This is a genomic window from Beijerinckia mobilis (genome assembly GCF_000745425.1).
GTDB classification, from domain to species: domain Bacteria; phylum Pseudomonadota; class Alphaproteobacteria; order Rhizobiales; family Beijerinckiaceae; genus Beijerinckia; species Beijerinckia mobilis.
In genome coordinates this window covers 58,740-84,079 of sequence record NZ_JQJH01000015.1, presented here as the reverse complement: position 1 = coordinate 84,079, position 25,340 = coordinate 58,740, and the positions used below count along the sequence as shown (strand labels likewise).

Sequence of the window (25,340 nt, the reverse complement as noted above, 5' to 3'; positions counted from 1 at the left end):
CTTCCTTTCAGTGTTTGCTCGACAGCTCTGATCGCCTTCACTTCCCCTTTAAAGCCGACACTTGGGATTGCCCAGAAAGATGCTCGCCATAATATGGCAGGCAGGGCTGTATCCGATCTCGAACGAGAAATATGTCGACAGGATCCCCTGAACCAGGTTGAGAACTGATCGGGAATATTTCAGATCGCGTCGAATGGCGATGGTTTTTGTCTTAATTGGTATATGTGTAATTGTCGTACGCATTTGTGTGCGTGATGCTTCCAATGATGTATACATTTAGGGCGGTTTGTTATTGATTGAATTGCTCGTTGAGATTGTTGCGCCCAAGCTCAAGGGGTGATCATCAATTGATATAATTGTGGTGATGCTCAAGGTATTCTAAAGCGTTGCCATTTTCCCGTCACGCCACTGTCATCACGTAGAGCCTGTTTATCGACATAAAAGATTGTTTCAGCATCTATTTCAAATGATACGAAGGCTCCCTTCAAACGTTCTCTTGCTTTGCTCTTGCATCGTTTTGAATTTTATCAATTCGATTTTGAACCCTCTTCTTCCCGTGACGTTGGGGTAGAGCTCATGCATGAGAGGAAGGTGTGATCATGGCTATATCTGCTCCAGCCCCGAAGGACGAGGCAAAGCCGTTTCTCAGCGACATCCAGACGCTCCGCGAAAAGGCGCGGCAGCATCTTGCTGAAGGCGCAATAACACCTGCCTATGCCGGTGACATCGAAAAGACGATTCAAATCCTGCAAACCGTCCTTGCGACGGAAATCGTCTGTGTGTTGCGCTATACGATGCATTCCATCTCCGCCACGGGTCTTTCTTCTGAATCGGTCAAGAAGGAATTCTCCAAACATGCCAAGGAGGAAATGGGTCACGTTTATGCGGTCGCCGAGCGCATCAATCAGCTTGGCGGCCAGCCGAATTTCAACCCGGAAGGCTTGGCGATGCGGTCAGCGTCGCAATATGCCGAAGGCGTCAATCTTGTCGATCAAATCCGTGAAAATCTCATCGCAGAACGCATTGCGGTAGAGCATTATCGTGAACTCATCCGCTATTTCGGCAATGATGATACGACAACGCGCGTGATGCTTGAGAGCATTCTTAATGTAGAGGAAGAACATGCGAATGATATGCATGATCTTCTGGTGGCGCATGAAGGCAGACCCATGCTTGAACATTGATGGAGCCTATCGCAACGCTCTCTCGCGGCAAGCAGAATACCTTGTTTACAAAGCCTGGAGTATTTCGGATTTATCCGGAAATGCTCTGAGTGTTTTGTAAACAAGGTTTTTTACGTTCACAGATCTTTGTTTTGGAAAATTTATCCGAAAGAGCGAAAATTTAAGAAAGCACTGCGATATTTCACTGCAGCGGGAATTGGCAGGCAAGTGCGAAAAGGGAGGGCAACGTATGCTTGATCATCCTTTCAAATCGTTTGTCCTGGCTTTCGATAGTGTCTTTGGTGGTCTTGTTGCTCTCGCATTTCTTTCGACAATGGCTTGCGCGCAGGAGTCGATGATTTCGCTTCCGAAGGAAATGCCCTTTCCCGAAAGCGTCACATCAACTGCTGACGGTACTTTGTATGTCAGCAGCATCAGCAATGGTGGTATTGCTCGGGCAGAGCCCGGATCATCCCATGCCAAGGTCTGGATCAAGCCCGGGGCCTTCGAAACGCGCTCCACTTTGGGGGTGTTTGCTGACGAGGTGAAGGGAATTCTGTGGGTTTGCTCGAATGATGCATCGAGCCTGGGACTGCCGGGGCCGAGCAAGATTGAGGGCTCTTACGTCAAAGGATTCGATCTAAAGAGCGGTGTTCTCAAAGCCAGCATCCGCTTGCCTGCCAAACCGGCGTTCTGCAATGATTTCACGTTAGGCAAAGATGGGTCGCTTTATGTGACGAATACAGCGGGGCCGCAGATTTTTCGGCTTGCACCCGGTGCGAAACAGCTTGAACTCTGGTTTACAGATGATGCCTTGAAAGGTGGTCTCGACGGGATTGCCTTTGGTGAAGATGGCAATCTTTATGTCAATACATTCAACAGCGGCGAATTCTTTCGCGTCAATATCAACAATGGCGTGCCTCAGAGCGTGACGAAGCTCGAGACCTCTCGTGGCTTGTCGTATCCCGATGCGCTCAGGGCCGTGAAGGGCGGTTTTCTGATGGTCGAGGGAGCGGGAACGCTCGACCAAGTGACCGTTTCAGGCAATCATGCAAAGGTGCAGGATGTCCAATCCTTTGCCGGGCCTACGAGTGTGACACTCGTGAAAAATAAAGCCTGGATATCCGAGGGGCAGCTCGATCATTTGAAGTCGCTCGCCACCAAGGAAGCATTACCGTCCTTTCAATTGCGCTCGATCAATTGGCCGCAATAATCAATTCTATTTCAAAGAACTGCCGATATCCGCTATTAAACTGAGCGGAGATGCGGAGCGTAAGTTGAATCCGCTTCGGTGAAACGCATCCATTGACAGATTTATCCGGCCTTGAACTGTCTGGATGCAGGGAGATAGAGGATGAAGCGAACGGCATCCATGTCCTATCAAGAATATATTGCTCAATGGGCCACCGCGGCGATGATGACCACATGTGTGTGGAATGGCTCCGTTGCAATGGCTGCGGGAGCCTCCGACACGCCTTCCGGCAAGACGGGAGGGTTGAGTCTTCCCCCCGGATTTGAAGCGAGTATTTTCGCTGACAAGATCGGACACGCCCGCCACATTGCTGTGGGCGCCGATGGTACCGTTTATGTCAATAATTGGAGCGGACTCTATTACAAGAATAGGCCTTCACCGGGAGAACAATTTCTCGTTGTGTTGCAGGACAAGAATGGTGATGGCAAGGCGGAGGTCGTGCGCCGTTTCGGCGCTACGGCTGGTAACGGCTCCACTGGCGGAACGGGCATAGCGCTGCAAGATGGCAAGCTCTATGTGGAGGTCAATGATCGCATCGAACGCTATGCCTTGTCCAAGGATGGTTTCCCGGCAGGTAAGCCTGAGACGATCGTTTCCGGTCTGCCGACGACGGGTGATCATCCGATGCATCCTTTCATCATCGATAAGGATGGGGCTCTCTATGTCGATCTCGGGTCTGCAACAAACAGTTGTCAAAGCAAGAACCGCATGACGGGCATTGCTGGCGATGAGCCCTGTGTCGAACTCGAAACGCGGGGCGGGATCTGGCGCTATGATGCGGCGAAGACTGGCCAGACATTCTCGCCAGCGGATCGGTATGCCACGGGCATTCGCAATGCCGAGGGCTATGCCTTCGATAGTGCTGGCCGATTGTATGCGACACAACACGGCCGTGATCAGCTTGCGGAAAACTGGGGCCGGCTCTATACGGCCAAGCAAGGGGAGGAGTTGCCGTCGGAAGAATTGGTGCAGGTCAACAAGGGCGACGATTTCGGCTGGCCTTCCTGCTATTACGACCCCGACCAGAAGAAACTGGTGCTGGCGCCGGAATATGGCGGTGATGGCGGCAAGGCCGTCGGCGTCTGCACGGGGAAAAAAGGTCCCGTCGCGGCTTTTCCCGCGCATTGGGGGCCGAATGATCTCGCAATCTATGCGGGTGGCCAATTTCCCGCCGTATATAAGGACGGCGCCTTCATTGCCTTTCACGGCTCATGGAACCGTGCGCCGGCGCCACAGGCCGGTTACAATATCGTTTTCCAGCCTCTCTCTGATGGCAAACCGTCCGGAAATTATATCGTTTTCGCTGATGGCTTTGCAGGCGCTCACAAGGAGCCAGGGCGTGCGGCGCATCGTCCTTCCGGCCTCGCCATTGGTCCGGACGGTGTTTTGTATATTAGCGACGATCAGAACGGACGTATCTGGCGGGTGACTTATAAGGGTGACGCTTCCGCGAGGCTCGAAGCTGCGGCGCCGGTTACCGGGGCAGGCGCCACGTCCGCCGCCGCCGAACCCCCGGAGGGCATCCATGCCGATGCAGGAAAGGATGCCTCGCTGGCGCTGCCGCCTGGCGTGACGCGTGCGGCAGTCTCCAAGGGAGCAGAAATCTTCCGTGGAGACGATGGCGGCACCTGCGGCGGCTGCCACGGCGGTGACGCGACAGGCGGTCCGATCGGGCCTGATCTCACTAGCGGCAAATGGCTTTGGGGCGACGGCAGCCTCGCCTCGATCCGCAAGACGATCGTCAATGGCGTTCCCTCGCCCAAGGAACATCCCGGCGCCATGCCCCCGAAAGGTGGCGCGAACCTCTCGGATGCTGATATTGACGCGCTCTCGGCCTATATATTCGCCATCAGCCGCAAGAAGGGGTGAAAGCCGGCGCGTCACGCCAAAAAGAGCTTGACGGGTCTTTATCCTCATGCGCATCTGCCTCTATGACGCGCTCTATTACTATCTGTCGCACCATTCTGATCGGCTAGCCTTTGCCGGCTAGCCGGGTGCTGGCTGGAGCCGTCCTGTACTCTTCATCGAGTTCGTGTCCGACGCCCCGGCCTTCAGGCTTTGGGGAAAGTCATGGCTTTGCAGCTCTATAATACACTGACCCGCCAGAAAGACCTGTTTGTGCCCATAGACCCGGCCAATGTCCGGCTCTATGCCTGCGGGCCGACGGTCTATGATTTTCTGCATATCGGCAATGGCCGTATGCTGATCGTTTTCGATCTTCTCTTCCGTGTCCTGCGCGATCTTTATGGGGCAGAGCACGTTCGTTACGTCCGCAACATTACCGATGTCGACGACAAGATCAATGCGCGCGCCGCCGAGCGTGGCATTCCGATCCGCGTCCTGACTGATGAAATGACGGCGATTTTTCATGAGGATGCCAAGGCGCTGAACTGCCTGCCGCCGACCGTGGAACCGCGCGCGACGGACCATATGGCCGAGATGATCGCGATTATCGAGAAACTCGTCGCCAATGGCCATGCCTATGTCGCAGAAGGCCACGTGCTTTTCGATGTGCCCTCGATGCCGGATTACGGCAAGCTTTCGAAGCGGCCTCTCGACGACATGATTGCTGGCGCCAGGGTCGAGGTCGCGCCTTACAAGCGTTCTCCCACCGATTTCGTTTTGTGGAAGCCGGCCAAGGAGGGAGAACCCGGCTGGGAAAGCCCCTGGGGTTTCGGGCGACCCGGCTGGCATCTCGAATGCTCCGCCATGAGCTGGAAACATCTCGGCGAGATCTTTGATATCCATGGCGGCGGTATCGATCTCGTGTTTCCGCATCATGAAAATGAGGTGGCGCAGACATGCTCGGCCTTCGGCCATGATGTGATGGCGAATGTCTGGATGCATAATGGCCATCTGCAGGTCGAAGGGCAGAAAATGTCGAAGAGCCTCGGCAATTTTCTGACGATCCATGACGTGCTCAGGGACTGGCCGGGTGAGACCATCCGTTTCACCATGCTGAAGACTCATTATCGCCAGCCGATCGACTGGACACTCGCGAGCCTTAAGGAAAGCCAGCGCGAACTCGACCGCTGGTATCCGGTCGCCAAGCAATTTGCCGCTTCTGCGGCAATGATTCCGGATGATTTCCGGGATGTCATTCAGGATGATCTGAATACGCCGGAGGCGATCACGGTCTTGCGCCGTCTCTACAAGGAGACACAGGAAGATGTCGCCTATGCGGGCACGCGTCTTGTTTCCTGTGGTCATTTGCTCGGCTTGTTCGAGCGGACGATCGAGGAATGGCAGAGTTGGAAACCGGCAAGTCTCGATATTGACGAAAGCGAAATCAACCGTCTGATTGAGGCGCGGCTCGCGGCCCGCGCGGCGAAGAACTGGGCGGAATCTGACCGTATTCGGGATGAACTCGCGGCGCAGGGCATTACCCTCAAGGATAACAAGAACGGCACGACAAGCTGGGAGATCAAGCGGTGAGTGTCTCCATCGCTTTGCGGCCATTGCTTCCTCCCGATATTCCAGCATTGGCGTCCTTATATCAGGCGAGTATCGAAGAGCTTGCGGCTGAAGATTATAGTGAAGCGCAATGTGCGGCCTGGGCCGCGCGTGCTGACGAGACGGCCTTCAGCGAGAGACTGGCGGGTGGTCTCACGCTCGTCGCGATGATCAATGGTGCCATGGCTGGCTTTTCGACGCTTGCCGGCAAGGATCATCTCGACATGCTCTACGTGCATCCCGAATTTGCGCGGCGCGGTGTGGCTGGGGCGCTTCTCGATGCGATCGAGAAGCTCGCTGCCGCGCGCGGTGCGAAGAAGCTGGATGTCGAGGCGAGCGATACGGCAAAGCCTTTTTTTGATAAGCGCGGATTTGAGGCGGATCATCGCAACACGGTTGAAATTGACGGTGAATGGCTCGGCCGCACACATATGCACAAGACCCTTGGCGGGCTTCGGGAGGAAAGATGATGACATCGGGCGTTGACACGCGCGAGTCTGCTGCACGCGAGACATTGACTCTTTTCGATACCACGCTGCGCGACGGTGCGCAGACGATGGGCGTCGACTTCTCGCTTGCCGACAAGACACGTATCGCGGCGCTTCTCGACGATCTCGGTGTGGATTACATCGAGGGCGGCTATCCGGGCGCCAATCCGCTGGACACGGAATTTTTCACACGACGCCCACCTTTGAAGCAGGCGCGGTTCACCGCCTTCGGAATGACCAAACGGGCAGGGCGTTCAGCGGAAAATGATCCGGGTGTCGCTGGTCTCCTCGCGGCGGATGCACAGGCGATTACCTTCGTCGCGAAAAGCTGGGATTATCAGGTGCATGTCGCGCTTGGCTGCACGCTGGAGGAAAACCTAGACGGGATCACGCAATCCATTCGCGCCGCGACCAAAGCCGGACGCGAAGCCTTACTGGATTGCGAACATTTCTTCGATGGCTATAAGGCGAATCCCGCCTATGCGCTGGAATGCGCCAAAACGGCCTATGCTGCTGGCGCACGCTGGATCGTGCTGTGTGACACCAATGGTGGCACCTTGCCACATGAAATCGAGGAGATCGTTTGTGCGGTGACAGCGCATGTGCCGGGAACATCGCTCGGCATCCATGCACATAATGACACCGAAATGGCGGTTGCGAATTCACTGGCCGCGGTGCGTGGCGGCGCGCGGCAGATACAGGGCACATTGAACGGGCTTGGCGAGCGGTGCGGCAACGCCAATCTCGTCTCTCTCATTCCGACACTACTTCTCAAGGCGCCCTATGCGCAGACATTGCAGCTGAATGTCGCGCTTGAAAAGCTGCCGATGCTGACGAAGATCAGCCATACGCTTGATGAGATTTTGAACCGTTCGCCCAATCGACACGCGCCCTATGTCGGCGCTTCGGCCTTCGCGACCAAGGCAGGCATTCATGCTTCGGCTTTGATGAAGGAGCCGAAAACCTATGAGCATGTGCCACCGGAAAGTGTCGGCAACAAGCGCCGTTTGCTCGTTTCCGATCAGGCTGGCCGTTCCAATATTCTTGCGGAATTGCAGCGCATCGGTGTCGATGTAGATGCGAAGGATCCGCGTGTGACGCGGCTTCTGGAGGAAGTCAAACAGAAGGAAGCCCTGGGCTACGCTTATGAAGGTGCTGATGCCTCCTTCGAACTTCTGGCGCGCCGTGTGCTTGGTGAAGTGCCCGATTTTTTCGAGATCGAGCGGTTTCATGTCAATGTAGAGCGCCGCTACGATGCCCGTGGCGCTTTCGTTGTCGTCTCCGAGGCGATCGTCAAGCTCCGTATCGATGGAGAAGTGCTGATTTCGGCGGCGGAAGGCGAGGGACCGGTCAATGCGCTCGATCTGGCCCTGCGAAAGGATCTCGGCCGCTATCAGAGTTTTATTGCGGATCTTCAGCTCGTCGATTATCGCGTGCGTGTGTTTCAGGGCGGCACGGATGCCGTGACGCGTGTGCTGATAGAGTTTTCGGAGGCCAGCGGGGAGACCTGGTCCACTGTTGGCGTCTCATCCAACATCATCGAAGCCTCGTTTCAGGCCCTGATTGATGCAATTACTTATAAATTGCTGAAATCAGGGGCGAATTAGCGTTGGCGAGAAGGCGCGCGCTCTATCCGGACGAAAGGGATGGATTCTACGCAGGATGGGTGAAACAGGGATCTGAGCTGAAGCATCTTTAATGAACAGCTTCGTCCTTTTCCTGCGTGGACATTAAATATAGTCTATACTTCGATCAATTTTATAAAAATTTTGAGCGTTATTGCTGGATGAATTATCGCGCTTATCGCCATCCCTCCAGGAAAAGGCCATTGAGTGGTTTAACCGTGACCAAGTTTGAAATTTACACCGATATCGTCATGCCGTTGGCGGGATCGCCTAGGGGACAGCGTGGCCAGAGGCTCTCCGCATCGCCAACAAAGACCAGCTTAAGGCCAAGGGGTATTTGAAATGAGCGCCGTTCCGTTTGACACTCTCCGGTTGGCAAGAAAGCTCGAAGCAGCAGGCTTTAATTCCAAGCAGGCTGGCGACACCGCAGAGGCGCTCGCGGAAGCTATGAGCGATCAAGTTGCGACCAAGGCAGACATTGCCGAGGTACGCGCGGATATTTCAATTCTCAAGGCCCAGATCGCCCTTATCCGATGGCTGATAGGCGGCGTTGGCTTCGGCGTCCTGCTGCTGATCATTAAATCATTCTGGCCGGCGCATGGGTGATCAGATGAACCTATTCCATTCCATTTTTTGCTGTTATCCGGCCGGAAGGATAATAAACCGCCGTCACTCGCTATTCCGGTTCCCGATGGTACCGACCCAAAAATATGGGAGCGGCCACGACCCCCAAAGGGAAACCGAAAGAAGTATTCCGAAGAAGAAATTGCCGCCGATCATGAACGATTTGTGAGGGAATACCGCGAGAGTTCAGAAGGTATCGCGAGATTCCAGAGAGAGCGGGCAATAGCCATCGGCTGCAAATCATACATTTGGCGCTCTGCCAATGACGGTGATGTTTGTGAAGAGTGTGCCAAGAACAATGGAAAGCAGTTTTCTTACAAAAGGCCGCCAAAGATAGGGCACCCTGGCGAATGCAAGTGTAAGTCAGATTGGTTTAGATGTATAGCTGAACCAATAATCCACGGCATTAAGTGAATAGATGATGCTTAGGGTTTTAGCTTATATTTCACTTTTAACATTTAGTTCCAGCGCATTCGCCTATAACTCTTCATGTCCAGAGGCTCTGGAGACTACATACAATGCGTATATAAATTATATTGGGATGCCAGTTTTTTTGTCATTATCCAACAACCAGTAGTTGACTATGTGTTACTATGCGACAAAAGTGAAAAGCTTCGATAAAAATGCAGTATTACTTCATATATAGAAGAAAGCTGCAAAGCTTATCCAAGCTATAAGGTAGGATCTGCTGTAACGAGACTCTTACAAACCAATCATAGAAACGGTCGTCTCTGGCGTATAAAGTATTGTGGCATGTAAAAATTTTAATGCTCCCTTAATTCGACCGAATTATTTTAAATTCAAATCATTAGAAACTCTTTTAGAATTATAATAATTACTGAGTTTAGTTCATGTTTTGAGTTGTTATTGACGTAAATGAAAGGAGATGAATAAGTATTCTTAAATGAATGCCGAATGAAAGCTTGTCCAATGGGAAGATATGTCGAAGCCGGGTGGGTTGAATACGCCGGTGGCGCCATAAATGGTCTTAATGGCTGTTTTCGGTTATGGCCGATTTGTGGGGCCCTCTCGCTTGCCACGCTCCCCATTTCAAGTGCATCGGCGCAGGTGGCAGATGGTACAGAGCAATCGCTGGCTCTCGATACGATTGCTGTCGAGGGGACGAAGACCGATAATCCCTATGGTCCGGACAAAGGCTATCTCGCGACGCGCACAGTCAGCGGCACGAAGACGGATACGGCGCTGCGGGATATTCCACAATCTATTCAAATCGTGCCACGCGATGTCCTTGTCGATCAACAGGACACGCGCTTGACCGATGCGCTTTTCAATGTGAGCAACGTCCAGCCGGCAGGGACGATTCAGGGCCGTTCGCAAACCTTTAATATCCGAGGCTTCAATACCCAGACCTATGCCATCGATGGAATCATGATGAATCCGGCGGCTAATTTTTCGCCGGTGACTCTTGATATGGCCAATGTCTCGCGCGTGGAGGTGTTGAAGGGACCATCATCCGTCATGTATGGGCGTGGGGAGCCTGGCGGTATCATCAATCTGGTCACGTTACGGCCAACTGCAACGCCTTCCGCGGAGGCGACGTTCCAGGGTGGCAGTTTCGATTTCAAACGGTTTCAAGGCACGGTTTCTGGCGCCATGTTCGGGACGGATCAACTCACCGGCCGTCTCACTTTCGCGGCGCAGGATGAGGCAACCTTCCGGCACCTCGCCGGGCAGAAAAACCAGCGTTATTATGTTGCCCCATCATTCGACTGGAATCCGTCGCCTGACACGCGTGTTTACGTCCTTTCCCAATTTACCAAGCAGAACAGCGCTTATGATGAAGGTCTCCCGGCCGTCAACGGCCGGGTACCGACCTTTTTGCGCTCCAATTATTATGGCGAGCCCTGGTCCCGCTATCATGGCCAGGGCAATTCCTTCATGGTTCGGGCTGAACACGATATCAATAACCAGCTGATGTTTCGGCAGGTCGTCAATGCCCAATGGGGCGATTTCAATGTCTATGCGACACGGGCGACGGGGCTCAATGCCGATGATACGCTCGTCAACCGGAGGCTGTCGGCGGTTCTCAGCAATATGCGATCGATCGATACGCAAACGGAGCTGATCGCCAAATTCGATACTTTGGGACTGAAACACACGGCGCTCCTAGGTTTCGAATATATCAACGGCTATCGCCATGCCTATTCGCAGCAGTCGTCGGGCAATACGATGGCGTCCATCAGTCTTTACAATCCAACCTATGGCGCTGCGGCTCCCAAGCTCAATTTTCAAAGCGATCTACAACAGACCATGCGGATGTATGGCACTTATGTGCAGGATCAGGTCGAACTTGCACCCGGACTGCAATTGCTCGCCGGTGTGCGTTTCGACGCGGTCCGGCAATTCTACTGGTCGAGGACCACTTCAAACTCCGTGAAACCGGCGGATCAGAATCTTCTGGGTGTTTCTCCTCGTATCGGCCTTGTGTACCGACCGATCGAGCCGCTGTCTCTCTATGCGAGCTATACCAAAAGTTTCAATCCGCAGACGGCGAACGTTTTGGGGCAGAGTGCGCCGCCTCCGGAACACGGAACACAATATGAGGTTGGCGCCAAGGCTGATCTCATTCCCGATCGCCTATCCGCCACCTTCGCCGCCTTTATCATCCAGAAGACCAATGTCGCGGCGACGGATCCCAACAATTCGCAATATTCGGTCATCACCGGCGCGCAGGAATCGCGTGGTGTCGAATTGGATATAGCCGGTGAAATTCTGTCGGGCTGGAACGTGATCGCGAGTTTTGGTGCGCTGGATGCGAAAATTACTTCCGATACGACCTATCAGGTCGGCAATCGTCTGACGGGTGTTCCCGATATTAACGGGAGTTTCTGGTCGACCTATCGGATTCAGGAAGGAGCTTGGAAAGGGATTGGATTTGGTGCCGGCGTCGTCTTCGTCGGCAGGCGTTATGGTGATCTTAACAACAGTTTCGTCGTCGGCCAATATGCCCGGCTTGATGCCATGCTTTCTTATGACATCAATGAGCATTATCGTTTGGCGGTCAATGGACGCAATCTCACCAATGCCTATTATGTTGAACAGCCGTTCAATCAGTTCAACAATATGCCGGGTGCTCCTTTAACGGTCGTCGGCAGTCTGATTGCGCGATTCTGAGACGAATACGGCTTGTACCGAACGGTCATGTTCTTGGCGCATCGCCGTTCGGTCTGGTGCGAAAGTGTTGAAGTGGACTTAAAATCGCGGGTCGATGATTCCTTTATCCTTACCGAGACGGGCATGGATCGCGAGCGACTTCTCGATCATTGGCAGAATATCCTCGATCCGCTCCGCCACGAGATAACGAATCTCGTAATGGGAGGGAATGAAACCCTGTTGCCGCATATGCGCGAAAAGCGAGAGCAGAGGCTGCCAGAAACCACCAATATCGGCAATGACCACAGGTTTCGTGTGGCGCCCGAGCTGAACCCAGGTCAATTGCTCAACCAGTTCCTCGAGCGTACCAATGCCTCCTGGCAATGCGACGAAGGCATCCGCCTTTTCAAACATCAGACGTTTACGCATATGCATGTCGTCAACCACATGCAAATCCTGCACGTCGATCGTTGGTTTCTCGCGATCCAACAGGAAACTCGGGATGATGCCCGTGACATGGCCGCCGGCCGAGAGGACGGCCTGTGCGACAACCCCCATGAGACCGTTACCGCCGCCGCCATAGACGAGTCCCAGGCCAGCCGCTGCCATGGCGAGGCCGAATTGCTCTGCTGCCTCGCGATAGACTGCGGTGGAACCTGGTGCCGATCCGCAATAAACGCAGATTCGGCGAAACGGGACATTTTCCGGTGGGATGGAAAGTGAAGACATGGCCTCCTTGTGACTTGCCGTTCGGGTGGAATCAAGTCTTGCTGTTTGGCTCGCTCTCGATCACAGTTTGATAGAGGTGATGCGCGGGGTGGAGGAAAGAATGCCGGGTTCTCCTGTCGATAGGGAAAATCCCCGGGATGGTGGCCTGGCACAACGCGCGATTCTCATGGCGCTGCTTTTCTGTCTCGCATTCATCGCTTATGGCGCAATTCTGCTTTGGGGGCCCATGCCCGCCGTGGTCGAGCGCCCTGTCGCGCGAAGGGAACTTCCTGCTGAACTGCCGCCGCTGCCGGACCTTCCGCCGCGGGCTCCACCCCAAGCCAAGCCACCGACTATTCTTGTGCCGCGGCCAGAGGTGCAGGGACGCTTGCCGCAATTCGATATCGTTCGGCTTGAGCCCTCCGGTGCGTTGCTCGTCGCCGGCCGCGCCGCCGCCGGGTCCGCGGTTGCTCTGATCGATCAGGGGCATGAAGGGGAGGAAAAGCTCGCGGCGGGAACGGCGGATTCCGCGGGAATGTTCGTGTTCGAGGGGGTTGATCTGAAGCCGGGGGTTTACGCGCTCTCGCTTTCGATGCGGCCGAAGGACGCGGAGCAGGTCTATTCCGGCCAGAATGTCGCGATCTTTCTTCCTGCCAGCGGCCAGGGGGAGGCGATGGTGGCGCTGGTTGAAGCCGGTAAACCGACACAGATACTTCGGGCGCCGAAGTCCCTCGAAAATAAAAGCTCCGCGATACCGGTTGGCCAGCCAGGGCAGCACCTTTCCTTCACTATGACGGAAATTGTGGCCGGAAGCGGAATTTTTGTCTCTGGCCGGGCGGACCCCATGGCCCAAGTGCAGCTTTATCTCAATGATACACTGCTCACGCGCGTTACGGCGGCCAAAGATGGTTCCTGGTCTTTACGGATACGCGAAGGATTGATGCCGGGCACGTATCGTCTGCGCGCCGATGCGGTGAACGAGTCAGGCGGTGTGGTGGAGCGGGCGGAAGTGGCCCTCGATATTCCACGGGATGCATCGTCCTCGGCTAAAGCCTCCGCAGACACATTGCCATCTCCTTCTGAGAGCGCCGCCGTCGTCGAAAAGGTCGAGACCACGCGCGTGGAAGCCGGCGATTCTCTGTGGCGCATCAGCATGAAACGGTTCGGCAACGGTTTCCATTATATGCGCCTCTATTCTGCAAACAGCACGCAGATTCGCGATCCGGAAAAAATCTACCCGGGGCAGATTCTCGTTTTGCCGCAAGCACCTTCCCCGCCAGCCGCACAAGCTCCGGACAAGGTGAAACCTGCACGCTAAGCCTATCGTCCGGGATGCTTGCTGCAAGCCGATCAAGCCTGCGTTTGGGGCAGCAGCATTGGGAAATGGGAACACGTGTTTTCGGAAAATTGAACGAATTGAACAGCATCGCTCATGCGGCCGGTCCCTTGGGTAATGGCCGTTTGGGCAATATTCCCTCCGGCAATGGTTTGGAATGTGTCTTGCCTCACGTCTTCCGCCGCGCTTTTTCCAAAGGGTTTTGACCTGGCACGCTTCTGTCCACGAATGAAAAGGAATGGAATGTCTCGCTTGCGGCGCTCCCCTGAATTCATCATTTAGCATTCATGACCCTTTTCACTTCGTCCATTCCCGTGCCGCCGCAACGTAAGCCGCGCCGTAAAATCCAGCTTGGCGCCACCATGCGCAGGCTTTGGCCTTACCTTTGGCCATCCGATCGGCCCGATCTCAAAAAGCGGATTTATGTCGCGCTCGCACTTCTCCTGGCCGCGAAGCTCGTCACCGTGTCCATTCCCTATTCCTTCAAATGGGCGGTGGATGCCTTGACCTTGCCGCCGACAGAGGAGCAAGGCACAAATCTCTGGTCCAGACTGTATCCTGTGCTAGCCGGTCCGCTAGCTCTCACCTTGCTTTATGGTGTTCTGCGCATTGGCATGGCACTGCTTACGCAGGTGCGTGATGGTGTGTTCGCCGATGTCGCCATGCATGCGGTGCGGCTGCTTGCCAGAGATGTTTTCGTCCACCTGCATACATTATCCTTACGCTTCCATCTCGAGCGCAAGACCGGGGGCCTGACGCGTATTCTCGAGCGTGGCCGTAATTCGATCGAGACGATTGTGCGTACGACCTTTCTGACTGCCGTGCCGACGGCGGTGGAATTCGTGCTCATCCTTGGCATTCTGCTGCATTCGTTCGACTGGCGTTATGCCTTGATCGTGGTCGTCATGATCATAGCCTATACCGCCTATACGATGGCCTGCACGAACTGGCGCATCGGCATCCGCAAGGTGATGAACGAAAGCGATACGGATGCCAATACCAAGGCCATCGACAGCCTCCTGAATTTCGAGACCGTCAAATATTTCAATGCCGAGGCACGTGAAAAACAGCGCTATGACCATTCGATCGCGCGTTACGAGGAGATGAGCGTCAAGACCTATACATCGCTCGCTTGGCTGAATGCGGGGCAGGCGGTCATTTTCACGCTCGGCCTTACGGCGGTCATGGTTCTATGCCTGGAAGGCATTCATGCGGGAATCAATACGACCGGCGATTTCGTGCTGATCAATGCAATGATGATCCAGCTCTACCAGCCGCTGAGCTTCATGGGGTTCGTCTATCGCGAGATCCGGCAATCGACCCTCGATATAGAAACCATGTTCGATATTCTGGGGCAGGCGCCGGAAATCGCGGACCAGCCAGGTGCCAAGGATCTCGTTGTGACCGAGGGCAGGCTGCGGGTCGAGCATGTATCTTTCTATTATGATGAACGCCGGCCGATCCTGAAAGATGTTTCTTTCGAGGTGCCGCCCGGAAAAACTGTGGCGATTGTCGGCCCTTCTGGCGCCGGAAAATCGACGCTCTCACGGCTCATTTTCCGTTTTTACTAACCTTCTGCTGGCCGGATCACTATCGATGGCCAGAATATCGGCGCCGTCACTCAGGTATCGCTGCGTGCGGCACTCGGCATCGTGCCGCAGGATACGGTGCTGTTCAATGATACGATCGCCTATAACATCCGCTATGGGAGACCGGATGCGACGGATGAGGAAGTGCATGATGCGGCGCGCCGCGCACAGATCGATGGTTTCATCGAAACCGTGCCTGGAGGGTATCAGGCCGCCGTTGGCGAGCGCGGGCTGAAACTATCCGGTGGTGAGAAACAAAGAGTCGCCATTGCTCGCACGATCCTGAAAGGGCCGTCGATCCTTGTGCTGGATGAAGCCACTTCCGCGCTTGATTCCTTTACCGAGCGCGCGATTCAGAGCGCGCTCGATCAGGTCGCGCGTGGACGCACGACTTTGGTCATCGCGCATCGACTGTCGACGATCGTCGGGGCGGATGAAATCCTGGTGCTCGACAAGGGTGTGATCGTTGAACGCGGCACGCATGGCGAATTGATCGCGCGGGGCGGCGTCTATGCGGCCATGTGGAACCGTCAGCATGATGTCGAGATCGCAGAGGAGGTGTTGCGGCGTGCGGCCGCCGAGGAAGGACAATCCGTCGATATTTCCCTTGCCAACGCCATTGAAAACGGGGCGCAGACCGACGAGGATGACGCCGACGGGGGAGCCAGAGAGCAGAGCCGGGAAGATGAGGGTCAATTGGCCAATTTGCGGGGACTTTGATACACGCGGGAAAATGTCGTCGCTAAGCTGCTTTGATTGGCCGTTTGTATGGCCTGTGGGAGAGATGCTGACCGTTGCAGCGCTAATCTTCATCAATCACCGTTTGCTAGAGCATGTTCGGATGTTTCCGAACTGCTCCACTTGGAAAAGGTAGAGCATTTTCAACGATTTTGAATTGCATAGCGATTCAATCCGAATTGAAAATGCTCTAGCGGTGGCTGTCAAAGCGGCCAACGCTGGAACCCCACAATATCCGGAACGCACTATCCTTGTCTGCCTCCTCGCCTGATCCCCTGTCCCTTGCTTTCGAAGAAGCGCGTCTAGCCGCTGCGCGCGGCGAGGTTCCCGTCGGCGCGGTCATCATGCGCGAAGGGATTGTGCTGGCGCGCGCGGGCAACAAGGTGCTGGAGGAGAAGGACCCGACCGCTCATGCCGAAATGCTGGTCATTCGTACCGCATGCCGAATTCTGCAAAGCGAGCGGCTTTCTGGCTGTGATCTTTATGTGACCCTGGAACCCTGCGCCATGTGCGCGGCGGCGATTGCCCAGGCGAGGCTGCGCAGGCTCTATTTTTCCGCCTCGGACCCGAAGGGTGGTGGAGTTGAGCACGGCGCGCGGATTTTCGCTCAGCCGACCTGTCACCATATTCCGGAAATCTACGGTGGCTTTCGAGAACAAGAAGCGGGTGACCTACTCCGTGATTTCTTCGCGCAACGGCGGTAGGGCGTATCAGGGCTGCTCTTCCTGAATAGGATAACGTTTGCTTTTGTCACGCATCCGCTCAAGGCGCGGGCGAAGGATTTTTGCAGAGCGGGCCGCCGCGAAACATATTGCGGGACCGATAGGCTTCGAGCGGAGCCGTATCGATGCCTAGCCGTTCGGCTATGGTTTGTCCGACGATGGCAAATCGTTGACGGAATTCATAAATGAATGCGAGTGGGACGCTATTATAGCGGATGTCGGGCCCGATCCGGAACAGACCGGATACAATTGTGGATTCATCCCGTTCCGTCAGAATGTGATGGCCCTCTGTATCGCGCTCGAACCAATGATCGATCAAGGTTGCACTGCCGCTAAAACCCGTCGCAAGGATAGGGAAGGATTGTGTCGTCCAAACACGTCCATCGGCGGAATGCACTTTGACTGTTTCTCCGAGCCGCTCGATACCGATGATGTCGGCATTGCCGATGAGTTCGATCGACTGTTTTTGTTGTAATGCAGCATTCAATCTTTGCGCCGTCAATGGCGATAAGGCAACGGAGGGATCTGTGTCATCGCTTTCCCAGGGGGCGGTGCGGCTAAGTATTTTGACTTTCTTGCCGGCATTGGCGAGGCCGATTGCTGCATCGATACCACTTTCATAGCCGCCGACGATGAGGATGGTCTCGCCGGGATAATCTGTCCATTGCCGAATCTGGCTCGAATGAACACCATGTTCCCAGCCGGGCATGACGGCGAGATTCGGATATTGAAATTGTCCAGCCGCCCAGATGACGAAACGGGCGCGGATCGTACCGGCATTCGTATGCAGGGTGATGCCATTGGCTTGTGGCTGAAGGTCCTTGATATCAATCGGTGTCACAATATCGAGATCGAAGACTTCGACCGCCTCTTCAAGATAGGAAGCATATTCGGCACCGCTCAGATGCTCTCGCTTGAGGGCATAGGCCGGCGAACTGTCAAAACTGATGGCGTTGAGATCCGTCAGGCCAAAGGCGTTGCTGGGGAAGGAAGGGGTGATGAAGCGCGTCGTCTGAGGCCATAGATAGAAGGAGGCGCCGATCCGTTTGCGTTCAAGAATTTTGACTCCAGGGATGGCGAGGTCGCGGAGAACCCAGCCCATGCCGATGCCGGCGGGTCCCGCGCCGATGATCGCGACATTCACCAGTTCTGGAAGGTCCCCGTCTTTCGGAAGCCGTGCATTGGTTGAGGAAGCAATTTGTTTCGTCACCCGGCTCGCTCCATCTTGATGAGGTCGGACTCGTCGGAGCCGTCCGGAAACAATCGGACGGCTCCGCAGTGTTTCGATTATGAAAACAAGAGCATTTTTCGCCCGGAAACCTATGGAATGAAGGCGATTGGACCCTCTCGTTGGCGTGAAATGGCTGCGTCAGCCGGAAAGCGCGCCCAGCAATTCGACAGTCACATTTTCGGTCCCGAGGATGCATTGACATGCCAGGCGGGACTTCGACGCGACACCGACCATGGAATCCAGCTTTTCGCTTTCCGGACGCCCCATTTTCGCGAGGCTCTTGCGCCCTTCGAGAATGAAGACGTGGCAGGACTCGCATTTTGCGTCGCGATTGCATTTCAGCTGAATGGGCTCGTCAGCGGCCAGAATGGCGTCGACCAGGATCGACCCTTCGGCAGCTTCGATCGTTTTACCGGACGGCATGATCGTGAGGATTGGCATTGGGATTAGTCCTTTCTGAAATGGGATCTATGGTGATGATGGAAGCGCATCCGCATCACGAATTGAAATGTTATAACGTATCATTATTTTCATTTGTCAAGTTCCAATCGGCTGTCAGCCGGGGTCAGGGGAGGCTTGACAGAAAAGGCGGCGGCAAGGCATGGATTCTCATCCAAAATCGCCTTTCCTCCCTGCGAAAGGCCTGGGCAAGGTTCTCCATGACCGAAAAGCCGAAGCTGCATATTCTCCTTTGCGCGCCGCGCGGTTTTTGCGCCGGAGTGGTGCGCGCCATCGATGCCGTCGAACAGGCCCTGCGAATCTATGGCGCGCCCGTCTATGTGCGCCATGAAATCGTCCATAACAAATTCGTGGTCGAAGGCCTGAAAGCGAAAGGCGCGATTTTCGTCGAAGAATTGGACGAGGTGCCCGATACGACGAAGCCGGTGATCTTCTCTGCCCACGGCGTTCCGAAATCCATCCCGGCTGAAGCACAGAAACGCAATATTTTCGCGATCGATGCGACCTGTCCGCTCGTCACCAAAGTGCATCGCGAAGCGGAATTGCATTTCAATAATGGCCGCCAGGTGCTGCTCGTCGGCCATGCCGGGCATCCGGAAGTCGTCGGCACCCTGGGGCAATTGCCCGAAGGGTCGATCCTCCTGGTGCAGACGCCGGATGAAGTCGCGACCCTCAAGGTCAAGGACGAAAACAATCTCGCTTATGTCACCCAGACCACGTTGTCGGTCGATGACACGAAGAATATGGTCGAGGCTTTGACGAGGCGTTTTCCGAATATCGTCGGGCCGCATCGCGAAGATATCTGCTATGCGACGACCAACCGGCAGGAAGCCGTCAAACGGATTGCGCCGATCGTCGATGCTCTGCTCGTCGTCGGTTCGTCCAATTCTTCCAATTCGCAGCGTTTGCGGGAAGTCGCCGAACGCTCGGGCTGCAAACTAGCGCGGCTCGTCCTGCGTGCCGATGATGTGGAATGGGATCTCTTCTCCAACATTTCCACGCTTGGCATTACGGCGGGGGCCTCCGCGCCGGAAGTGCTCGTGGAAGAAATCATGGCGGCCTTCGCGGAACGCTATGATCTTGAGATAGAGACGGTTTCCACCGCGGATGAAGGCGTGTTCTTTCCGCTGCCTCGCGAATTGCGCAAGGCCGCTTCCTGACATTGATGCGGATGCGAGGTTTCGCATCCGCTGCTTCTTGGAAGTGCGGCTCAGAACGTCACGCGCATATTGAAGAAGACCGTGCGCCCGGGCTCGGGAAAACCGTCCACCAATTGATAGTTCTGATCGAGTATATTGCGCAGCCCCGCCTGCAGCTCGAAATTCGAGGCGACATTATAGGTCGCCTGAAAATTCAGGAGCTGATAGGAGCCGGTCGGATAATAATAGGTTCCGGCCGTATTCGATGTCCAACGACTATCGGCGAGCTCGACATTGGGCGTGATGCTGAGACCGGGGATGATCTCCGGCCGATAGGTGAGATAGAGGAAACCCTGTGCGAAGGGAACACCGGTCGGCTGAATATAGGGCGTGCGCGGGCTGGTGATGGACCGCCGGATGAATGTCAGATTGCCGCCGATCATCAGATTGTCCTGAATCTGATAAGTGCCGGCCGCTTCTATGCCGACGAAATAGCCGTCACCGACATTCTGGCTCTGGGTCAAAGCCGTATTATTGTAGATGAACGGCACTGATTGAATGAGATTCTTGACATCGCTGACGAATGCCGCCGTCTGGAACTCGGCATTGGTGTTGAACGTCGTTGCCCAGCCGATCTGATAATTGGTCGCGCGCTCTGGTTGCAGACCGGGATTCGACACGGCGCCGCCAAAGCGCGAACTAAATCTGTCGAAAATCGTCGGGAAACGCACCCGCGACGAGACGTTGGCGAAGAGTTTGGAATTTTCCTCATAACGCCAGATCAAGGCGGCCTGCCCATCGGGAGCGCCGACATCCCGCAACGGATAATTGATGAAGCCGTCGGTCGTATTGTAATCCTGCGCGCGCAGCATATGACGCCAATTATAGGCGAAGCCCTGCACGAAATCGAGATTGGGCGTTATATGCCATGTATTTTCTAGCGCTATTGTATAGGTGTCTTCCGTTGTCGTTTGATCGGGTTCGCGGAAGCAGATGACATTGGCGACGCAGGGGCTCGTCGTGGAGAAAGTTCCCTGCCATTCGACGTGATTGTCACGCCGATATTGGAAAGTCCCTTTCAACGTATCGGCGGTGCCGAAATTGATGCCAGCTTCGACGGAGCCGCCCAAAGCGTAATCGTGATAGGCGCTTTGGAAGGATCTCGGGAGGCTTTGTGTCGAAAGATAGCGATCGTCGTAGGAATAGAGGGAATTGTCGAATGTGTTGAAGTAGACGCGGCTCTTGAGATAGACGGCGTCGCTCAGCTGGGTGTTGGAGAGGAAATAGATATTCTGGATGTTCCAGTAGGGCCAGTCCCAATATCTTTGCGAGGCGACCGGATCGCTGACATGCAAGGGCGCGCCCTTGCGGCCGACCTGCTTTATATAGTTGAATGAATATTCGTCCGTTGCATTGGGCGTGACGCCGACTTTGATCATGCCGCGGCCATCGGTCGTATCGGAATGATCGCGTAGACCCGAACCCTGTACGCTTGTCGGGGTGTATTCATGTGACAGAATCCAGCCCCGTGTCCCCAGAAAACTGGCGCTGCCCTGGAGATAATAGGTCGGCTGTTTGGTGCCGAGAAACAGATAGGCGGAGCCGCCCTCCAATGTGCCGTCCTGGCCCCAGAGCATCCCGGTGCGCATCTCACCATCGACCTCTTTTTGCGCCTTGCGGGTCACGAGATTGATGGCGCCGCCCATGCCGCCCGGACCATCGAGGACGGAATCATAGCCTTTGGCGATTTGTATCTCCGAGACGTCTGCGGTGAGGAAGCGCCCGAAATCCAACCGGTTATCGGCGGGCAGATAGACCCTGATGCCATCAATCGAAAGCGGTGTCTGGAAGCGATCGAAACCGCGTACATAAATCAGACGTTCATTACGGGGACCGCCGGAATTCGACGCGGACACGCCGGGGGCGAGTGTGACTGCCTGATCGAGCGTATCGCGCCCGAATTTCCAGGCATCCTCATTGGTGATGACGCTGCCGCCATAGCCGCTCGTCTGTTCACGGCTTCCGCTCTTCGAGGCGGAAATATTGATCTCGCCGAGAGAAAAGACACCGACTTCCTGTGCGTCTACGGGACTCGTCGCAAGCAGGAGGCCTGCGAAAGTCGCAGCCGTTTCAAACTGTCGGATCTTGCTATATTGGCTTTTTTCGTGTGTTGCGGCCTGGCAGGCCGTATGCGTCGTCATGATTGCATTCCCCGTTGGATCTGTCTGAATGCCCCCTCAGAGCGAATTCAGAAAAGTGACAAGCGCCTGACGGTCCGCCGAAGAGAGCGTACGAAAGCGCTCGCGTGCGGCCACAGCCTCTCCGCCGTGCCAGAGGATCGCCTCGCTCAACGTCCTGGCTCGACCGTCATGCAGATAGTTGATGTCCTGTCCGGTCCTGGGCATTGCTCCGAGTCCCCAGAGGGGTGGCGTGCGCCATTGGGTGCCGCTTGCCTCGAAATCCGGGCGGCCATCAGCAAGGCCATCGCCCATGTCGTGAAGGAGGAGATCGGTAAAGGGATGGATTGTCGTGCCAGCGAGCCCGGGCAGGGGGGCGGCCTCGCCGAGGCGCAGCGTTCCCGTGTGGCAGCGCCCGCAGCCGATGCTATCGAAGAGGGCTTCCCCGCGCATGACCTCGGGGTTTTGACTGTCACGCCGCGCCGGTACGGCCATGTCGCGGACGAAAGCCGTCACAGCGTCGAGATCCTTGTCGACAAGCTCCGGGTCGGCAAGTTCGGGCTTGGCGCTCATGGACGCCTTGCAATCAGCCTGCGCCGTCGTGCAACTCTCTGACGGAAAGAGTGAGGAGGTGATGCCAAGATCCTCGGCAAAGGCGGAAGCGATCTGCTGTCTCAGGCTTGGCTGGTTGGCTTTCTGACCAAAACGGCCAAGTCTGCGGCTCATGCTCGCCCTGTCCCAAACCCAGTTCGGCTTGCCCGCGACAGAGCCGCCCTTCCGTTTCTGATCCTCCGCCAGCCTGAGGATTTCCGCCTCTGGCACGGCTTCCAAAAGTCCAAGTCCGACGAGGGGTTGCGCATTGCGCAGGGAAATTTGCGTATCCTTGCCGATGGGGCCGAAGGCGAGGTCCTGCCATTGAAGGATCGGCCGGCGCAATTCGGCGACGGAACCGTCGCCGAATGTGACCTGCGTTGTCTCCCAGGCGAGATGGACCTCGCCCTCTGCCCGCATACCGGGAATGGCGCGCGGATTGAACTGCGGTCCATAAAGCGGATGGCCGAGTGGTCCCCCGTGAGCGTCGGTTCCCGCGGGGCTTAATTTCACCACCATGGTCCGCAAAGGCTCGGTACCTGAAGGCGGCGCGCCGCGGCCGTTTTTGACGTGGCAGGCGATGCAGGAAAGCTGGTTGAACAAGGGCCCGAGCCCCTGGAATTCCGGTTGGTCAGCGGAAGGAGAAGGCACCCAGGCGGCGTGGAAGAAAAGACTGCCGTGGGCGGCCAAATCCTTCTCGGTTTCACTCAAACCCTCAAACGGGCGCGCATAAAGCGTGCGGCCTTGAAAGGCGGTCTCATAGGGCAAGAGAGGAGGCGGGGAAGCGCCTTCCTCGGCTGAAACACTGACGAACGGCATCAATGATGCGATTGCGAGCACGAATCCGGGCAATGCCCGGGCGAGGCCAAGCCAGAGTCCGGTCTTCATGGCGCGACTGGCGTTTCCAGGAGCGATAGCGCCTTGCCACGGGCTTCACGGATCGTTTTTGCCCAGCCCTCGCCGAGATCGTCCGAACCAGACTTCGGCGGCCAGTCAACGCGCGCGAGATAGGCTTTGTCTTCGGCCTCGGTAGCGCCGACGGGCACAAAACCCGCGAGATGCCGAGCTTCCTCTATCCGTGCTTTGCGGATCGGATCAGGCTTTTGCTGCAAATCGGCTTCGGCTGCGTGAATCTTTTGCCAGAGATCCTGCAGCGCCTCGTGGTCCTTGGCGATCAATTCTTCAAAGAGGCGTGCGACGAGTGTGCGTCTCGCCCCGCCAAGGGCATGATCGAAAGGGAGCAAAGTGGAGGCGGGCAAGCGGAAGGGATTTTGGACGGAAGGATCGTCGGGATAGGCGTCGGGACGAACCGGATGCCTGCCGACATCCGGTTGAAGCAGGAGTTTCTGGCCTTCCCGCGAAAGGAGAAAGGCAATGAAGACGCGCGCCGCTTCCGCATGTGGCGCGCCTTGCAGCAGCGCCACATGGGCGGGCAGAAAGGCCGTGCGCCGCGGATAGGCGATGGCGACCGCCTCGCCATTTGCCGCCGCTGTGAGTGGAACGAAATCAATCGTCATCGCCAGAGCGGCCTTCCCCTCGATGAGGGGATGCATGGCGTGACCCTGGGCGGACAGAACCGCATTGCTGCCGATCTCGGATAAAAGGGCCCAACCTTTCTCCCAACCCTCGCCCTGCAGGATGATTTCGTAAAGGGACGGGGCGAAGCCAACCTTGCCGGCATTTGGCATGATGATCTTGCCCGCTAACGCCGGTTGAGCGGCGGCGTGCCATGTCTGCGGTGGTGCCTTGCCTTTCCACAATGCCTGAGTGCCGAAGGCCAGTCCGTAGCCGGCGATCTCGAAGGCCTCGTAATAGCCTTCGGGATCGGACAGGTGATCCTCGCCAATCGCACCGGGCAATTGTGTACGGACGATGTCGAGCTTCTGGAATGCGCCTTCCGCACGCAGGTGCGGGAAATTGTCACTCGATGCAGCCCAATAGACATCGACGCCGCCATGGTCTTTGGCGGAGAGGAGTCTGTATGCGTCACGCCCCTGTTGCCAGAGAAGATGGACGGAAATATCCGGATGCGTCGCCTCGAATGTTTTGAGAAAGAGGCCGGAGACCTCTTCTGGATAGGCTGTGACGACGGTAATCTCTTCCGCGAGGCCGGGACCTGTGAAGATCAATGCGACAAGCGGGAGAGCCGCCAGAAAATTGGCGAGACCCCTACGCCGCGTGGAAAAAGCGATGTCGGCTGAGGACTTTAAGTCTGAATATTGCATAGCTTCATCTTGAGAGGAAGCTATAGCTATGTCAATACAGCTTTATCGCGAAACGATTGATGACTTCAATCTGGAATAATGGATATTCCTATACTGACTAGCATATGACTCTGTACCAGAACGCAAACGGTAGAAAGAGAGTCGCAGACTGCGCCGCCAGTTCTCACTATAAATAGGAGTATATTATATAAAATTGATCATAAATATAGGGAGCGATGCTTATAAGCACATATTTGTTTTGTTGAATTCTTGAAGCAAGAGTGACAGAAATTACCGTTATGGAATCTGTCGTCGTGGGCTTTGATATTGGGATTTTCTATCCTATATGCGCCTTACTTTCCCTGGACGTTTCTGTGCCGATGCGTCGGAGAGAGCGCTTTTGATCACCATACAGGAGATTGGTTATGAAAATTTCCGGACGTAATTTCATTCCGGGCACGATCAAAGATGTGCAGAAGGGCTCCACGACTGCCCATGTTCATCTGGAAATCGCCGGAGGCGTCATCGTGACGGCTTCCATTACCAATGAATCTGTTGACGAACTCGGTCTCGTTCCCGGCAAGAAGGCACATGCACTGATCAAATCATCCGACGTGATGATCGCTGTCGACTGAATACATCGATCATGGCAGACAAAACCCCGCTCTCAGGCGGGGTTTTCATTTTGATCGGTCATATAGTTACGAATACAGCAGTTGCGGCCATC

General features: G+C 55.5%; 19 protein-coding genes and 1 pseudogene. 13 read left to right on the top strand and 7 right to left on the bottom strand.

Features of this window, described 5'->3' with window-relative positions:
- Positions 1–599: 599 nt before the first annotated feature.
- The 8 genes from DL88_RS12635 (at position 600) to DL88_RS12600 (ending at position 11,740) form a co-directional block, all read left to right on the top strand.
- Positions 600–1,184 carry a ferritin-like domain-containing protein gene (locus DL88_RS12635; RefSeq protein ID WP_051955947.1) on the top strand — a complete coding sequence of 195 codons (585 nt, stop codon included), beginning with the start codon at positions 600–602 and terminating at the stop codon, positions 1,182–1,184.
- A gap of 229 nt (positions 1,185–1,413) precedes the next feature.
- Positions 1,414–2,376 carry an NHL repeat-containing protein gene (locus tag DL88_RS12630; protein WP_051955946.1) on the top strand — a complete coding sequence of 321 codons (963 nt, stop codon included), beginning with the start codon at positions 1,414–1,416 and terminating at the stop codon, positions 2,374–2,376.
- 159 nt (positions 2,377–2,535) lie between these two features.
- A complete protein-coding gene (locus DL88_RS12625; RefSeq protein ID WP_034996590.1) occupies positions 2,536–4,284 on the top strand; it encodes a PQQ-dependent sugar dehydrogenase in 1,749 nt (582 codons plus the stop codon).
- 201 nt (positions 4,285–4,485) lie between these two features.
- Positions 4,486–5,850 (top strand): cysteine--tRNA ligase, encoded by a 1,365-nt coding sequence (gene cysS / locus DL88_RS12620; RefSeq protein WP_034996533.1) that lies wholly within the window; start codon positions 4,486–4,488, stop codon positions 5,848–5,850.
- Entirely contained in the window at positions 5,847–6,338 is a 492-nt protein-coding gene (locus DL88_RS12615) for a GNAT family N-acetyltransferase (protein WP_034996531.1), read from the top strand. Before cysS ends, DL88_RS12615 begins: the two co-directional genes overlap by 4 nt.
- Positions 6,338–7,963, top strand: a complete 1,626-nt coding sequence (cimA, locus tag DL88_RS12610; RefSeq protein WP_034996529.1) for a citramalate synthase — start codon at positions 6,338–6,340, stop codon at positions 7,961–7,963. Before DL88_RS12615 ends, cimA begins: the two co-directional genes overlap by 1 nt.
- A gap of 360 nt (positions 7,964–8,323) precedes the next feature.
- On the top strand, positions 8,324–8,587 hold the full coding sequence (locus tag DL88_RS12605; RefSeq protein WP_034996527.1) for a CCDC90 family protein: 264 nt from the start codon (positions 8,324–8,326) through the stop codon (positions 8,585–8,587).
- Between the two features lie 1,086 nt (positions 8,588–9,673).
- Entirely contained in the window at positions 9,674–11,740 is a 2,067-nt protein-coding gene (locus DL88_RS12600; protein ID WP_245270828.1) for a TonB-dependent siderophore receptor, read from the top strand.
- 78 nt (positions 11,741–11,818) lie between these two features.
- Here the strand turns inward: DL88_RS12600 and DL88_RS12595 are convergent, their stop codons facing one another.
- Positions 11,819–12,448 (bottom strand): LOG family protein, encoded by a 630-nt coding sequence (locus DL88_RS12595; protein WP_051955944.1) that lies wholly within the window; start codon positions 12,446–12,448, stop codon positions 11,819–11,821.
- Between the two features lie 100 nt (positions 12,449–12,548).
- Between DL88_RS12595 and DL88_RS12590 the strand changes: the two genes are divergently transcribed.
- Positions 12,549–13,745 carry a LysM peptidoglycan-binding domain-containing protein gene (locus DL88_RS12590; protein ID WP_034996524.1) on the top strand — a complete coding sequence of 399 codons (1,197 nt, stop codon included), beginning with the start codon at positions 12,549–12,551 and terminating at the stop codon, positions 13,743–13,745.
- A 32-nt stretch (positions 13,746–13,777) separates the two neighbouring features.
- Here DL88_RS12590 and DL88_RS12585 read toward each other — a convergent pair whose 3' ends face one another.
- Positions 13,778–14,041: a hypothetical protein gene (locus DL88_RS12585; RefSeq protein WP_034996523.1), complete on the bottom strand. Its 264-nt coding sequence runs from the start codon at positions 14,039–14,041 to the stop codon at positions 13,778–13,780.
- A 9-nt stretch (positions 14,042–14,050) separates the two neighbouring features.
- Here DL88_RS12585 and DL88_RS12580 point away from each other — a divergent pair.
- Positions 14,051–16,072: pseudogene (locus DL88_RS12580) on the top strand (ABCB family ABC transporter ATP-binding protein/permease).
- Positions 16,073–16,341: 269 nt separating this feature from the next.
- Positions 16,342–16,794 carry a nucleoside deaminase gene (locus tag DL88_RS12575; protein WP_034996517.1) on the top strand — a complete coding sequence of 151 codons (453 nt, stop codon included), beginning with the start codon at positions 16,342–16,344 and terminating at the stop codon, positions 16,792–16,794.
- Positions 16,795–16,852: 58 nt separating this feature from the next.
- On the opposite strand, the gene DL88_RS12570 is transcribed toward DL88_RS12575, so the two are convergent.
- Together DL88_RS12570 and DL88_RS12565 are read right to left on the bottom strand one after the other, a co-directional pair.
- A complete protein-coding gene (locus DL88_RS12570) occupies positions 16,853–18,022 on the bottom strand; it encodes an NAD(P)/FAD-dependent oxidoreductase (protein WP_245270826.1) in 1,170 nt (389 codons plus the stop codon).
- Positions 18,023–18,181: 159 nt separating this feature from the next.
- A complete protein-coding gene (locus DL88_RS12565) occupies positions 18,182–18,484 on the bottom strand; it encodes a 2Fe-2S iron-sulfur cluster-binding protein (protein ID WP_034996515.1) in 303 nt (100 codons plus the stop codon).
- A gap of 218 nt (positions 18,485–18,702) precedes the next feature.
- On the opposite strand from DL88_RS12565, the gene ispH reads away from it, so the two are divergent.
- Positions 18,703–19,662: a 4-hydroxy-3-methylbut-2-enyl diphosphate reductase gene (ispH, locus tag DL88_RS12560; RefSeq protein WP_034996577.1), complete on the top strand. Its 960-nt coding sequence runs from the start codon at positions 18,703–18,705 to the stop codon at positions 19,660–19,662.
- Between the two features lie 50 nt (positions 19,663–19,712).
- On the opposite strand, the gene DL88_RS12555 is transcribed toward ispH, so the two are convergent.
- Genes DL88_RS12555 through DL88_RS12545 form a run of 3 tightly spaced genes read right to left on the bottom strand, consistent with a single transcriptional unit; the run spans position 19,713 to position 24,634 of the window.
- Complete coding sequence (locus tag DL88_RS12555) at positions 19,713–21,842, bottom strand: TonB-dependent receptor plug domain-containing protein (protein ID WP_051955943.1); 2,130 nt, start codon at positions 21,840–21,842, stop codon at positions 19,713–19,715.
- A 36-nt stretch (positions 21,843–21,878) separates the two neighbouring features.
- On the bottom strand, positions 21,879–23,297 hold the full coding sequence (locus tag DL88_RS12550) for a di-heme oxidoreductase family protein (RefSeq protein WP_051955942.1): 1,419 nt from the start codon (positions 23,295–23,297) through the stop codon (positions 21,879–21,881).
- On the bottom strand, positions 23,294–24,634 hold the full coding sequence (locus tag DL88_RS12545; RefSeq protein ID WP_034996512.1) for an ABC transporter substrate-binding protein: 1,341 nt from the start codon (positions 24,632–24,634) through the stop codon (positions 23,294–23,296). Before DL88_RS12545 ends, DL88_RS12550 begins: the two co-directional genes overlap by 4 nt.
- A gap of 404 nt (positions 24,635–25,038) precedes the next feature.
- Between DL88_RS12545 and DL88_RS12540 the strand changes: the two genes are divergently transcribed.
- Positions 25,039–25,248 carry a TOBE domain-containing protein gene (locus DL88_RS12540; RefSeq protein WP_034996511.1) on the top strand — a complete coding sequence of 70 codons (210 nt, stop codon included), beginning with the start codon at positions 25,039–25,041 and terminating at the stop codon, positions 25,246–25,248.
- Positions 25,249–25,340: the final 92 nt, after the last annotated feature.

Excerpts from the sequence above, each read along its gene's own strand:
- DL88_RS12635 (WP_051955947.1), top strand. The coding sequence starts at position 600 with ATGGCTATATCTGCTCCAGCCCCGAAGGACGAGGCAAAGCCGTTTCTC.
- DL88_RS12630 (WP_051955946.1), top strand. The coding sequence starts at position 1,414 with ATGCTTGATCATCCTTTCAAATCGTTTGTCCTGGCTTTCGATAGTGTC.
- DL88_RS12625 (WP_034996590.1), top strand. The coding sequence starts at position 2,536 with ATGTCCTATCAAGAATATATTGCTCAATGGGCCACCGCGGCGATGATG.
- cysS (WP_034996533.1), top strand. The coding sequence starts at position 4,486 with ATGGCTTTGCAGCTCTATAATACACTGACCCGCCAGAAAGACCTGTTT.
- cimA (WP_034996529.1), top strand. The coding sequence starts at position 6,338 with ATGACATCGGGCGTTGACACGCGCGAGTCTGCTGCACGCGAGACATTG.
- DL88_RS12605 (WP_034996527.1), top strand. The coding sequence starts at position 8,324 with ATGAGCGCCGTTCCGTTTGACACTCTCCGGTTGGCAAGAAAGCTCGAA.
- DL88_RS12595 (WP_051955944.1), bottom strand. The coding sequence starts at position 12,448 with ATGTCTTCACTTTCCATCCCACCGGAAAATGTCCCGTTTCGCCGAATC.
- DL88_RS12590 (WP_034996524.1), top strand. The coding sequence starts at position 12,549 with ATGCCGGGTTCTCCTGTCGATAGGGAAAATCCCCGGGATGGTGGCCTG.
- DL88_RS12585 (WP_034996523.1), bottom strand. The coding sequence starts at position 14,041 with ATGATGAATTCAGGGGAGCGCCGCAAGCGAGACATTCCATTCCTTTTC.
- DL88_RS12565 (WP_034996515.1), bottom strand. The coding sequence starts at position 18,484 with ATGCCAATCCTCACGATCATGCCGTCCGGTAAAACGATCGAAGCTGCC.
- ispH (WP_034996577.1), top strand. The coding sequence starts at position 18,703 with ATGACCGAAAAGCCGAAGCTGCATATTCTCCTTTGCGCGCCGCGCGGT.
- DL88_RS12555 (WP_051955943.1), bottom strand. The coding sequence starts at position 21,842 with ATGACGACGCATACGGCCTGCCAGGCCGCAACACACGAAAAAAGCCAA.
- DL88_RS12550 (WP_051955942.1), bottom strand. The coding sequence starts at position 23,297 with ATGAAGACCGGACTCTGGCTTGGCCTCGCCCGGGCATTGCCCGGATTC.
- DL88_RS12545 (WP_034996512.1), bottom strand. The coding sequence starts at position 24,634 with ATGCAATATTCAGACTTAAAGTCCTCAGCCGACATCGCTTTTTCCACG.
- DL88_RS12540 (WP_034996511.1), top strand. The coding sequence starts at position 25,039 with ATGAAAATTTCCGGACGTAATTTCATTCCGGGCACGATCAAAGATGTG.